Source organism: Dactylosporangium thailandense (assembly GCF_059739745.1).
In genome coordinates, this window is sequence record NZ_AP029195.1 from 9,207,458 (window position 1) to 9,219,800 (window position 12,343).

A 12,343-nucleotide genomic window follows, 5' to 3' on the forward strand; every position below is an offset into this window, starting at 1 on the left:
GGTGAGACGCCTGCCCGTGTACGTGGCCGTGGTCCTCGTCGCGGCTTTGGCGACATTGTTCGCGGGGCCTATGGCTCCGGCAACAGCCTCACCCACTGCTTACGCCCCCGGCGACAAGCTCTGCAGCATTGAAGAGTGGAAAGTACCCGAAAACTTCAATGACTGCGCCGCCAGCCTGAAAAGCGATATCGCCGGCAAGGCGAGCTGCCTGGACGCGCCGATTCCCGACAGCCCAGACGCCGGCATGGCCGGCTGGTTCGCACAGCACCCGTCTAGTGCCGTAGGCGATAGCATCGTAGGCCGATATACCCAATATGGTTATGCTGGCTACGACTTCAACACATACGACCTCAAGTGCGCAGCCGCCGTGACGAATCCCAGCGCCGAATTTGAAAACACGGTCGCCAATGGTGAATTTGTCGTGGCAACGTCGATCATCGGCGCATCAAATGCAATGCGCGAACGCGCCTGGGATGCATCGTACATGTGGGGCTGGGCCGACCCGATGGTCGACCGGACGACCCAAGCAATTTACGACAGAGTTTTTACACCGTTCGGCGCAGTAACGCTTGCGATCGTGGGAATGTACCTTCTTTGGCGATCACGCCAGTCCGACATGTCCAACGCGATAACAACCGCCGGCTGGGCCATCTTCGTCATGGTGCTTATGACCGCTCTGGCAACTTGGCCGAGCTGGTCTGCACAACTCGCCGACAGAGCGCTCACATCGAGCCTCGGATTGATTCACGACGCAGTCGGCCCCCCAGCGCAGCAGAAGAATAACGACGCGCCACTGTGTCAAAGACATCCTGAATCATGCATCGACAATCGAACGCCGGCGCTGCGCGCCAGCGATACGGTTACCGACGGGCTACTCTACCAAAACTGGCTGCGAGGCACGCTCGGATCCGCGGATAGCGAGACGGCTCGAAAGTACGGAGAGGCACTTTACGACGCAAGGTCATTCACCTGGGACGAGATAGACGAAATTCGCTCAGACGAAGCGAACGTCCGCGCAAAGAATGAAATCCACGCGGCCAAAAATGAACCGCTCGAAACCTCGAGCATCCGAGCCCAGAAAATGCAGGAGAAGGGCGATCGGTGGAAGGAAATAGCGGAGCGAATTAGGGTCGAGGATCCAGAGGCGTATCAGCACCTGCAGGGCACGAAGGGTATGGATCGCATCGGTTCCGGCTTCCTGGCAATTCTCTCGGCCGTCTTCTTCGCATTGTTCGACCTTACGGCGTCGGTGCTGGTGATCCTTGGGTTCCTGCTTTTCCGATGGGCGGTCATCGCTGCACCAATGCTTGGCACCATCGGACTGCTGCGACCGGCCAACGCCGGCCTCCGGCGGCTGGGCAACGCCGTCATCGCAGCGGTCTTCAACATCATCATCTTCGGCACCGGATCGGCGGTCTATCTGTTCGCCGTTTCGCAGATCCTGACCGCCGCATTGGCCCCGTGGCTGCAGGTTGTGCTCATCTGGCTCACCGGGGTCGTCGGGTGGCTGCTGCTAAGGCCCTACCGACGGATTACGCAGCTCGGCGGGAAGGACTCGACGCGGGCGATCACATCCGCCGGGAGTTGGCACCGGCTGTTCATGCGAGACGTACGGGCGGCCGCAGCGCTCAAGGTGGTCGACGCTGGGGGGACCAAGGAGCCGGGGCCGCAGCGCGGCGGTGCGGGGGAGCTGCAGACCTCGCAGCGACCCGAGGCCCGCACCGAGGACACCGTCTCGGCCGGTAGCGGCGGTGGGGTGCCAGCGGAGCGGCCTGAGACCGCCGGGAGCAGGAGCGGCGCAGGACAGCAGCGGTCCCGGCGGCGGGACTCGACGTGGGAGGAGCCCGACCCGCCGGCTGAGAACGCTCCGTCGTACTCAATCTATCGACCCGGCTCGGACGATTCGACTCGGTCCACGACCGGGCGCGGGGGCGCCCGTCGACCCGAGTCGGCGAGCCTGCCGGGGTAGGCAACGATGCGGACGGTCCTGCGGTTGCTCGGGACGCGGTACGGCGTCGCGTTTGTCTTGGTCGTGATCGTTCTCGTGATTGTCACGCTCGGGCGGACGGTGCTTGACAACGGCCGCGGAGGCTCGGCCACCGACGCGGTCGGGCCAACCGTGGAGTCAGTGCCGAGATCGGCGGATCCCTTCAGCTCGCTCGGAGACGACGGGGTCGACGAGTCGGTCGCGCCCGCACCGTCGCTGAGCAAGGGGGCCGCCGACGCGGTGACCGTGGCGACTCGGTTTGCCAACGCGTGGCTACGCAAGGCAGGGGTCACCGGGGATCAGTGGCGGGCCGGGCTCAAGCCGGACGCCTCGACGGATCTGCTGGCATCACTCGCCGATACCGATCCCGCCGACGTGCCGACAGCGACGATCACCGGGGCCACAGAACTGCAGACCAACGGCGCGACGACCGTGGCCCGAATCCCGGCGGAGGGCGGGACTATCGTGCTCGGGCTGCTGGCCTCGGGCGGACGCTGGCAGGTCACCTCGCTGGACTGGGAGATGGCATGAGCGGCGTCGGAGAAGGCGGGGACTTCGAGGAACCGGGGCGGAGAAGGTTCGTCGGCCCGGCGCTGCTGGCGGTTGTGTGCTCGGCGCTGTTGCTGGTGTGCTGCGCGGGCGCCGCGGCGGCGTTCTTCTTCGACGCGTCCCGCAAGACACAGAATTACGACATCGGCTGCGGCAACGGGCAGCTCGTCAATGCCGCCGCCAACCTGCCGAGCCACCATGAACTCTCCGAGGAGCAGGTTCGCAACGCCGCGGTCATCGTGCGGGTCGGGCAGGACCTGAAGGTGCCGCCGCGGGGGTGGGTGATCGCGGTCGCCACCGCCATGCAGGAGTCCAGCCTGCACAACCTGCCGAACCTCGGCGCACGCAACGACCATGACTCGCTCGGACTCTTCCAGCAGCGGCCGAGCACGGGTTGGGGCACGCCGCAGCAGATCATGGACCCGCAGTACGCCTCGCGGAAGTTCTACGAGAAACTGCTGACCATCCCCGGCTGGGAGCGGATGAGCCTCACCCAGGCCGCGCAGAAGGTGCAGCGCAGCGCGTACCCGGATGCGTACGCCAAACACGAACAGCTCGCGAGCACGGTCGTCAACTCCCTGACCGGCGGCGCCGCGCGTGCGGCCGCCGGCTCGACCAATCTTCAGTGCGTCAGCGGAGAGCAGATCGCGGCGTCGGGCTGGACGGCCCCGGTCGGCGGTGAGGTCGGCTCGGGCTTCCGCACCGCCGACCGCCCCACCCATCAGGGCGTCGACCTCATCGTCAAGCGTGGCACCCTGATCCGCGCCGCCGCCGCCGGAATCGTGGTGAAGGTGCGCTGCCAGGCCCACCTGGCCAACGGCACCGACTGGGGCTGCTGGCGCGACGGCTCGCCGTCGGTGCTCGGCTGCGGCTGGTACGTGGAGATCCAGCACGCGAACGGGATTCTCACACGGTACTGCCATATGGTGAAGCAGCCGAGCGTTGTTGTGGGACAGCACGTCGCCCCCGGTCAGGAGATCGGATTCACGGGCACGACCGGCCATTCCTCCGGCCCCCACGTCCATTTCGAGGTCCATCTCAACAGCGATCCGAGCAACAACGGCGCAATCGACCCGGTGCCGTTCATGCAGCGGATGGGGGCACCTTTGGGTATGAAGCCATGACCGACCTACCTGGCGACTCGGACTTTCCCGATTGGGATTTGCTGGCCGGCGACTCGGCCAGAACACCGGCCGGCATCGAGCTGGTCGCCGCCTCGTCATTGCGCGACCTCCGCGGCCGCCGCGCTGTCGTCGGCGTCCCCGGCCTGGGCTGGCGGGCAGACATACGAATCGACAACGTAGTCGTTCAGGCCAGCCGCACCTATGTGCCGGCCTTGCCGGAGCAGGAGTGGTATCGCGCAGAGTCAGAGCAGACCGAGGTGTTCGCCCCACTGGTCCCCCTGGAGCGGGTCTGGGTCGAGCGGATCTCGAGTGCGGTCACGGCATCTGCGGAACTCATGCTCGTGTCGCTCGATGCGCCGCCGGGGCGTCCGCCGCGACCGGCCCGTGACGTCAAGGCGATCACCGGCCTACGGGTCGTCCGTGTGCCCGGGCCGGACGACAAGACCGGCCGCGATCAGCGTGACCTACGCGCGGTCACAGAGGCGTACAACAGCGCCGAAGGCGACATCTGCATTCGCGTCTGCCGCGAGCTGGAATGGTACCGGTGGGCGTGGAGCGGCCAGCCCCCCAAAACGCTAGAGGTGCCCATCCACCTGCTCTGGGCGGAGTAGTCATCAGTTCAGGCGATGCGCGCCGCAGACCCGCCAGCCGTCCTCGTGTACCAGGTCGAAACGCCACCGTTCTCTGGCAACGCTCGCATAGTTCTGCGGTCCGGAGGCTAAGACCAGGTTGGTCTCGATCTCGGCTTTGTCTTCAGACGGATACTTGAGATCGAGCGCGGACGCATTGGCCCTGATCGCCCCGGCTGACTGAGCTTTGCTCGCATCCAGCACGCTGACCAGCTCATCGAACTCGCCCAGGCTCGGGGACCGGCAGATCAACTGCTGAACACGTTCCGGTCGGGCGCCGTTGAACCGCGCATCGAGGTATCCCTCAAGCGCCCCGCCCGGCGTGTCCGTGTTCGGTTTCGTGGCCTTGTTGTAGTAGACGATGCCGAACCCAATGCCGCTTAGGCAGACGAACGCCGCTATGCCGAGCAGGGTCCACAGGACCGTGCGGCGGGCGCGTTTGCGTTGCTTCGGGTCCTTTGCGGGGGAGGGCGGCGGGGGCGGCCCTGTGCGGGGACGGCCCAGGGGCGCGTCCTTTTCGATGATCTCGCCCTCAAGGACCTCGTTCTCGCCCGATCGCGAGCGTGGAATCGACCGCCCGTGGTCGACGTTCGGCTCGTTGGGAATCGATGGGTCCACGCCCCAGAGGCTAGTCCCCAAGCGCCCCAGGAGCACCCTCCCGCGCCGTGGTGATCCGAAGGCGACGCGGCTACCAGCGACAACGCGCAAGCCCCATGGCGCCTGCTGACGAGAATGCCCGTCTGCGTTACCGTTCCCGTCATCTGCTTGGATCGGAAGGGGCACGGTGGCACGCCTGCGGGCACGGATCGAGCGAGCGGCTGCGCAGCATCGGCACACCGCTGCGCTGATCGCCGCCGCCGGGCCGATCCTCGAAAAGTATTCCCCCAACGCCGCCCCCGCGGAGCAGTACGCCGAGCAGCACGACCTGGCCGCGAGTCTGCGCGCGAACAGCGCGCTGCTCGCGCCCGGGTGGCTCGGAGCGCAACTGGACGCCCTGGCGCCCAGCACGCCGCTCGGCGGGCCGCTCCCGCCCACGTTCGTGCGGGTCGGGCAGGCGCATCCGCTGGATGACGCGCGATTCCCGGTGATTGTGCCGCTGCTGCGGGCCGGCCACATCGCGATCGACGCCGATGCGCGGGACGCGCGCGTGGGTGGGCTGCTGCGCAGTCTCGTGCTGCGGCTGCTCGCGTCCTCGCCGCCCGGCTCGGTGCGGATTCGGGCCATCGACGCCGTGGTCGACGGCGGGACCTTCGACTGGTTCACCGGGATCGACTCGATCATGCCGCGGCCCGCGAGCGACGCCGAAGGGCTGCGCAGCGTGCTCGACGAGGGCGAGCGCTGGCTCGCCGCGCGCACCGACGGGCCGGCCCCCACGCTGCTGATCGTCATCGCGTCGCTGCCCGAGCTCACCGAGGGCCGCGACCTCGCGCGCATCGCGCAGCTCGCGCACGCCGGGCCGGCCGGGCGGCTGCACCTGATCGCCGCCGGCTGGCCGCCGCCGCCGCTGACGCAGGAGACGACCCAGGCGCCGCTGCCGCACGCGACCCAGATCGCCATTCGCAACCCGCACGCGTGGGTCGGCGATCCGCCCGGCGCCACGTTCTCCGGCACCGGCACGGGCCCGAGCCGGCTCAACGCCCCCGTCTACCTCGACCCCGACCCGCCCGTCGAGCTCGTCCGCCGCGTCTGCGCGCAGCTCAGCGGGCCGTGGACGGCGCCGCCGGTGCCGGTGGGCGAGCCGAGCCGGACGGCCTGGCTCGAATACGTGGCGGCCGGCCAGCGCCTCGACGCCGTGCGGCGCGAGGTGATCGCGATCGTGGCCGAGCACAAGGCCGCGCTCAAGGCCGCCCAGCAGGACCTGCAGAACATCCGGGCCAAGCTCGCGCACCACGAGGCCTACCTGTCCGAGGTGGCCGGCGAGGCGGGCGGGCGCCCCCTGGAGCTGCGCCCGGCTTGGCCGGAGATCCAGGCCGCGCACAACGCGCTGACGGCGGGCCCACAGCCGGTCGACCCGCGCCGGGGTGCGCCGATGGCCCCGCCTCCGCCGCCGGCCGCGCTCACCGGCGGCAGCGGCGCCTGGCCGCAGGGGCAGCGCATCCTCACGTCCCCGGTCAGCGCGCCCCCGTGGCCGCCGGTGTCGGGCGCGCCCCCGGTGTCGGGCGTGCCGACGTCCGCCATGCCGGGAACGCCGGCTGTCGCGAGGGCCGGGGGGTCCACCACGGGCGGCTATCCGGTGGTCGTACCGCGCAGTGCTCCCCCGATCCCCCCGAGCCAGCACAACACCGGGTCGATCCCGCGCGTCCCCGTCAGCGGCGTGCCGAACCGCGTCAGCGGCGTACCCGTTTCCGGCCCGGGCGGCGTCGTGGGAACGGGCGTCGTAAGCCCGCTGAGCCCACCGGTGCCGGGGTCGGTGCCGGGGAGGGTATCGACGGCACTGCGGATGGCTGCGGGCGGTCTGAAGCGCTCTGAGGCGGAGTTGACGGCGCCGGGTCGCCAGGCGGCGTCCAACCGCCGCGTGTGGGTCAACGCCGGCGTCTACTTCCTGTTCGCGCTCCTGGCCGCCATCGTGCAGATCCCGGCGCTCCTGGCGAGCGAGGAACTGACCGGAGTCGGTCTCCTGGCCCTTCCCTGTGCGCTGGTACTACCGGCGCTCTCCTTCGGCCTCGGCTGGCTGACCATCGGCGCGATGACCCGCCGGACGACGTCCAGGACCCCGGTGCTGGGCCTGGTCATCAGCCTGATCGCCCTGATACCGATCCTCGTCTTCGGCGGCGTGATCCTGTTCTTCTGAGGGGCCCGCGGCGAAAGATGGCGCATGCATGACCCCCTGGGCCCGGCGTGGGCACAGGGGGTACAAATGCAGAAATCAGCCGTGCAGGATCAGCGACATCGCCTCGGAGCGCGACTTGGCGTCGTCGCGAAGCAGTCCCCGGACCGCCGACGTGATCGTGCGCGAGCCGCCCTTCTGGATGCCCCGCATCGACATGCACATGTGCTCGCACTCGATGACCACGATGACGCCCCGCGGCTCGAGCTGCGCCATGAGCAGGTCCGCGATCTGCGAGGTCAGCCGCTCCTGCACCTGCGGCCGCCGCGCGAACACCTCGACGAGCCGAGCCAGCTTCGACAGCCCGGTGATGCGCCCGTCGGTGCCGGGGATGTAGCCGATGTGCGCGACGCCGTGGAACGGCAGCAGGTGGTGCTCGCACATCGACTGGACCTCGATGTCGCGCACGAGCACGAGCTCCTCGTGGTCGGCCTCGAAGGTCGTGTTCAGCACCTGGGCCGGGTCGACGCGCAGCCCCGCGAACAGCTCGGCGTAGGCCCGGGCGACCCGCGCCGGCGTCTTGCGCAGCCCGTCGCGATCAGGATCCTCGCCGACCGCGGTCAGGATCTCCCGTACCGCATCCTCGATGCGCTTCAGATCGACGTTGCGCTCGACCTCGACCCCGCCCAGCCGGCCGCTGACGAGCCGCGCGGCCACGTGATCCAGCTCCCGGTCGGCAACGAGCCCGACACCATTGTCGGTGTCGGGCTCGGTGCCGCTGTGCTCGCTCAGTGCGTGCCGTCCGGGGTCTCGCCCCCGCCGATGCGGACGTGGTCGTCCGCGCCGAAGCCGGTGGGCTGGGCGACCTCGGAGCCGTTCGCGCCGGCCTCGACCGCGCGCCGGCGACGGCCGTTGCCGTTGTAGGGCGCCATCGGGGGCCGCTTGACCACGCGCGCACAGATGCGGGTCATGTCGGCCTGGGAGATGGTCTCCTTCTCCATGAGCTCCTCGACGATGTTGTCGAGGACATCGCGGTACTCGACCAGGATCTCCCAGGCCTCGTCGTGCGCGATCTCGATGAGGGAGCGCATCTCGGCGTCGATCTCCGACGCGATCTTCTCGGAGTAGTCCCGCTCGTGGCCCATCGTGCGGCCCAGGAACGGCTCGCCGTCGCCGGTGCCGTACTTGACGGCGCCCAGCTTGGCGCTCATGCCGTACTCCGTGATCATCGACCGGGCGAGCGCGGTCGCCTTCTCGATGTCGTTGCCGGCGCCGGTGGTCGGCTCGTGGAAGACGAGCTCCTCGGCGGCGCGACCGCCCAGCGCGTACGCCAGCGTGTCGATCATCTCGGAGCGCGTCTGCGTGTACTTGTCCTCGGTGGGCAGGACCAGCGTGTGGCCCAGCGAGCGGCCGCGCGACAGGATGGTCACCTTGTGCACCGGCGCTGAGTGGGGCAGCGCCCAGGCGACGAGCGCGTGACCACCCTCGTGGTACGCCGTGACCTTCTTCTCGTGCTCGCTCATCACGCGGGTGCGCCGCTCGGGGCCGGCGATGACCCGGTCGATGGCCTCTTCGAGGTAGTCGTTGGTGATCGCCCGCTTGTCGTTGCGGGCCGCCAGCAGCGCCGACTCGTTGATCACGTTGGCCAGGTCGGCACCGGTGAAGCCGGGCGTGCGGCGAGCGACCGAGTCGAGGTCGACGTCGGGCGTGAACGGCTTGCCCTTCGCGTGCACCCGCAGGATCGCCTTGCGGCCCTCCATGTCGGGGCGGTCGACCGCGATCTGCCGGTCGAAGCGGCCCGGGCGCAGCAGCGCCGGGTCGAGGATGTCGGGCCGGTTGGTCGCGGCGATCAGGATGACGCCGCCCTTGGTGTCGAAGCCGTCCATCTCGACCAGCAGCTGGTTGAGCGTCTGCTCGCGCTCGTCGTGACCGCCGCCCATGCCGGCGCCGCGGTGGCGGCCGACGGCGTCGATCTCGTCGACGAAGACGATGGCGGGCGCGTTGGCCTTGGCCTGCTCGAACAGGTCGCGGACGCGGGAGGCGCCGACACCGACGAACATCTCGACGAAGTCCGAGCCGGAGATCGAGTAGAACGGCACGCCCGCCTCGCCGGCGACAGCCCGCGCGAGCAGCGTCTTACCGGTTCCGGGCGGCCCGTAGAGCAGCACGCCCTTCGGGATCTTCGCGCCGAGCGCCTGGTACTTCGCCGGCGCCTGCAGGAAGTCCTTGATCTCGTGGAGCTCCTCCACCGCCTCGTCCGAGCCGGCCACGTCGGCGAACGTCGTCTTCGGGGTGTCCTTGGAGATCAGTTTCGCCTTGGACTTGCCGAAGTTGAGCACCCGGGAGCCGCCGCCCTGCATCTGCGACATGAACAGCAGCAGCAGAACCACCAGCACCGCGATCGGCAACAGGTTGATCAGCAGGCTGATGAAGATGTTGTCCTGGGTGACGTTGACGTTGTACTCGTCGAGCTTCTTCTCCGACTTGAGCGTGCTGAGCTCGTTCTGGAGATCGTCGGCGCTCTGCGAGGAGAACTGACCCTGGATCTTGTTGGTATCCGTGCCCTTGACCTTGATCTTGTTCCTGAGATCGAGGTTGAGCGTCTGCTCCTTGTCCTGGATCACAGCCTTCTTCGCGTTGCCGCTGCGAAGCTGGTCGAGCACGACGGACGTGTCCGCCTTGGTGTAGCTCGGGCCGGAAGTGAAGAAGGAACTGAGCACGATGGCACCGATGATCACCAGAAGGATCCAGACCACCGGCCGGCGGAACAAACGGGTACGTTCCATGTTGTCGTCGGACGCCGCGGCGCCCGGCCCCTCCATCCGTAAGGCCGTCAACCGCGCCGGACCCACTTTCCGACGCGGTGCCGAAAGCGCCGCCTAGGTTATGGGCTCAGTTGACGCTTGCGACCATTTGACGGTACACCGTGGCACCGACAGTCGCGGATCGGCGTCGGGCGGGGACGAGGTGCTCTCAGCAGACTCTCAGGAAACGTCCGCCGAAAAGCCAGGTCAGCCGCGCCCGTAGACCGACGGCTTCAGGACCCCGACGAACGGCAGGTCACGGTAGCGCTCGGCATAGTCGAGGCCGTATCCGACCACGAACTCGCTCGGGATGTCGAATCCGACATACCGCACCGGGATGCTGACCTTCAGCGCGTCGGGCTTGCGCAGCAGCGCGACGACGTCCACCTGGGCCGCCGAGCGGCTCTCCAGGTATTTGAGCAGCCACGACAGCGTCAGCCCGGAGTCGACGATGTCCTCGACGACGATCACGTGCCGCCCGGCGATGTCCCGGTCGAGGTCCTTGAGAATCCGGACGACTCCCGAGGACGTCGTGCCCTGCCCGTACGACGAAACCGCCATGAACTCGAGCTCCACCGGCGGGCCGACCCGCCCGAGCGCCCGCGCGAAGTCCGCCATGAACATGACGGCGCCCTTCAGCACGCCCACGAGCAGGATCGATTCCGCGTTGGCGTGATCGGCCGCCACCTGCTTGGCGAGCTCCGCGGTCTTCTCGCGGATCTGCTCCTCACTCACGATGACGTGGTCGATGTCGGACGAGTGCCAGGTGGTGCCGTCGGCCATGCGACAAGCCTGCACTATCGGCGGCGCCGGATCGACGCGGGGTGGCCCAATGAGAGACCTGTCTCGCTGCGGGTTTCCCGTCAGTACCCCATCGCCTGCCCGTCCGCGCGAGGCTCCGACCCCGCTGTGTAACCGGCCGGGCTCCGCCAGATCGCCTGCCCCATCCCGAACGTGTCCGGATCGTCCGCGACGAACACGTTGTGACCCCGCCGTCGCAATTCGTCCACCTCGCCGGCCCAGCCCCGGCTCGACCAGTACGTCGAGGCCCCGATGCCAGTACCACCGCGGCCGGTCCAGAGCCGCCTGCGGATCGAGCCGCCCGTCCACGGTGGAAAGGACCACCTGGACGTGCCCCTGCGGCTGCATGTGCCCGCCCATCACGCCGAACGGGCCGACCGGCTCGCCACCACGGGTCAGAAAAGCCGGAATGATCGTGTGGTACGGCCGCCGCCCCGGGCCGACCGCGTTCGGGTGACCCTCGGCCAGCACGAACCCGGCGCCGCGGTCCTGCAGCCCGAGCCCGGTCCCGGGCGGCACCACGTAGGAGCCGAACCCCAGGTAGTTCGACTGGATCAGGCTGACCATCCGCCCCGCCGAGTCGGCCGTGCACAGATATACGGTCCCGCCCCGCCGCGGCTCGCCGGCGCCGTACCGCCCGGCCCGCTGCCCGATCAGCCCCCGCCGTCCGGCCAGGTAGCCGGCCTCCAGCAGCTCCCGAACGGGCCCGCCGGCCCCGGGATCGGCGACGAACGCGTGCGCGTCGGCGAACCCGAGCTTCATCGCCTCGATGTGCTCGTGCAGGGACGACTCCGCGTAGCCGTCGAGGACACCCAGCGCGACGAGGGCCGCGATCCCCTGCCCGTTGGGCGGGATCTCCCAGACCTCGTGCCCGCGATACGACACGGAGATCGGGTCCACCCAGACCGACTCGTGCCCGGCCAGGTCGCCGGCTCGCAGGAGCCCGCCGGTCCGCTCGGCGTGCGTGACGATCGCGTTCGCGATGTCCCCGCGATAGAAGTCCTCACCGTTGGTACCGGCGATCCGCCGCAGCGTGTTCGCCGCGTCCGGGTTGCGCCACCGCTCCCCCGCGCGCGGCGCCCGCCCACCGAGCGTGAACACCCGCCCCCACTCCGCGAACTCCGCCCCCACGAGCGCGGGATACACCTGCTCGGCGTCGACCCGCCACCCTTCGGCAACGCGCGGCGACACCGGGTAACCGTCTTCGGCGTACGCGATCGCGTCGGCGAACAGCTCCGCGAACGGCAGCGACCCGAACCGCGCGTGCAGGTCCCGCCACCCGCCCGGCGCGCCCGGCACTGTGACGGGCAGCCATCCGCGCGTCGGCATCGCGAGCTCGGCATCCCCCTGGTGCCCGCCGAGCCCGTCGGAGGCGCTCGCGGCCCCCGCGAGCGCGAGGTCCCGCGTGAGCAGCGCCGGCGACCGCCCGGACGCGTTCAGCCCGTGCAGCCGCTCCCCGTCCCAGACCAGCGCGAACAGGTCCCCGCCGATGTCGTTCGACCCCGGCTGCACCACGGTGAGCGCGACGGCGGTGGCGATGGCGGCGTCGATCGCGTTCCCCCCGCGCCGCAGCACGGCCAGCCCCGCACCGGCGGCAAGGCCCTGACTGGTCGCGACCACGCCGCGAGGAGCAAAGACCGAAGAGCGCCGGATTTCGTACCCCATGTGCCCACCCGCCCCAT

General features: G+C 69.2%; 9 protein-coding genes and 1 pseudogene. 5 read left to right on the top strand and 5 right to left on the bottom strand.

From position 1 onward, the window contains the following. The first annotated feature begins 1 nt into the window (after window position 1). From AC6JBM_RS41015 to AC6JBM_RS41030, 4 genes are read left to right on the top strand one after another with little or no spacing between them, the layout of a single operon-like run. Window positions 2-1,969, top strand: coding sequence for an MFS transporter (locus tag AC6JBM_RS41015; RefSeq protein WP_497979178.1), 1,968 nt, complete (start codon window positions 2-4; stop codon window positions 1,967-1,969). Window positions 1,970-1,975: 6 nt separating this feature from the next. Continuing rightward, the gene (locus tag AC6JBM_RS41020) at window positions 1,976-2,518 is read left to right on the top strand and encodes a hypothetical protein (RefSeq protein ID WP_497979179.1); all 543 of its coding nucleotides are present in this window, start codon (window positions 1,976-1,978) and stop codon (window positions 2,516-2,518) included. Continuing rightward, on the top strand, window positions 2,515-3,660 hold the full coding sequence (locus AC6JBM_RS41025) for a M23 family metallopeptidase (protein ID WP_497979180.1): 1,146 nt from the start codon (window positions 2,515-2,517) through the stop codon (window positions 3,658-3,660). Before AC6JBM_RS41020 ends, AC6JBM_RS41025 begins: the two co-directional genes overlap by 4 nt. Next, window positions 3,657-4,271, top strand: a complete 615-nt coding sequence (locus AC6JBM_RS41030) for a hypothetical protein (RefSeq protein WP_497979181.1) — start codon at window positions 3,657-3,659, stop codon at window positions 4,269-4,271. The genes AC6JBM_RS41025 and AC6JBM_RS41030 overlap by 4 nt, the downstream gene beginning before the upstream one ends. Before the next feature lie 3 nt (window positions 4,272-4,274). Here the strand turns inward: AC6JBM_RS41030 and AC6JBM_RS41035 are convergent, their stop codons facing one another. Continuing rightward, complete coding sequence (locus tag AC6JBM_RS41035) at window positions 4,275-4,907, bottom strand: hypothetical protein (RefSeq protein ID WP_497979182.1); 633 nt, start codon at window positions 4,905-4,907, stop codon at window positions 4,275-4,277. Window positions 4,908-5,073: 166 nt separating this feature from the next. Here AC6JBM_RS41035 and AC6JBM_RS41040 point away from each other — a divergent pair, with 166 nt between their 5' ends. Next, window positions 5,074-7,080, top strand: coding sequence for a hypothetical protein (locus tag AC6JBM_RS41040; RefSeq protein WP_497979183.1), 2,007 nt, complete (start codon window positions 5,074-5,076; stop codon window positions 7,078-7,080). Between the two features lie 75 nt (window positions 7,081-7,155). Here AC6JBM_RS41040 and folE read toward each other — a convergent pair whose 3' ends face one another. The 4 genes and pseudogenes from folE to AC6JBM_RS41060 form a co-directional block, all read right to left on the bottom strand. Further along, a complete protein-coding gene (folE, locus tag AC6JBM_RS41045) occupies window positions 7,156-7,782 on the bottom strand; it encodes a GTP cyclohydrolase I FolE (protein WP_497986647.1) in 627 nt (208 codons plus the stop codon). A gap of 62 nt (window positions 7,783-7,844) precedes the next feature. Further along, the gene (gene ftsH / locus AC6JBM_RS41050) at window positions 7,845-9,878 is read right to left on the bottom strand and encodes an ATP-dependent zinc metalloprotease FtsH (RefSeq protein ID WP_497979184.1); all 2,034 of its coding nucleotides are present in this window, start codon (window positions 9,876-9,878) and stop codon (window positions 7,845-7,847) included. A 189-nt stretch (window positions 9,879-10,067) separates the two neighbouring features. Continuing rightward, window positions 10,068-10,643 (bottom strand): hypoxanthine phosphoribosyltransferase, encoded by a 576-nt coding sequence (gene hpt, locus AC6JBM_RS41055; RefSeq protein ID WP_497986648.1) that lies wholly within the window; start codon window positions 10,641-10,643, stop codon window positions 10,068-10,070. A gap of 300 nt (window positions 10,644-10,943) precedes the next feature. Next, window positions 10,944-12,326 (bottom strand): annotated as a pseudogene (locus tag AC6JBM_RS41060) (gamma-glutamyltransferase family protein); the annotation flags it as partial. Window positions 12,327-12,343 lie beyond the last annotated feature (17 nt).

Excerpts from the sequence above, each read along its gene's own strand:
- hpt (WP_497986648.1), bottom strand. The coding sequence starts at position 10,643 with ATGGCCGACGGCACCACCTGGCACTCGTCCGACATCGACCACGTCATC.
- AC6JBM_RS41025 (WP_497979180.1), top strand. The coding sequence starts at position 2,515 with ATGAGCGGCGTCGGAGAAGGCGGGGACTTCGAGGAACCGGGGCGGAGA.
- AC6JBM_RS41020 (WP_497979179.1), top strand. The coding sequence starts at position 1,976 with ATGCGGACGGTCCTGCGGTTGCTCGGGACGCGGTACGGCGTCGCGTTT.
- ftsH (WP_497979184.1), bottom strand. The coding sequence starts at position 9,878 with ATGGAGGGGCCGGGCGCCGCGGCGTCCGACGACAACATGGAACGTACC.
- AC6JBM_RS41030 (WP_497979181.1), top strand. The coding sequence starts at position 3,657 with ATGACCGACCTACCTGGCGACTCGGACTTTCCCGATTGGGATTTGCTG.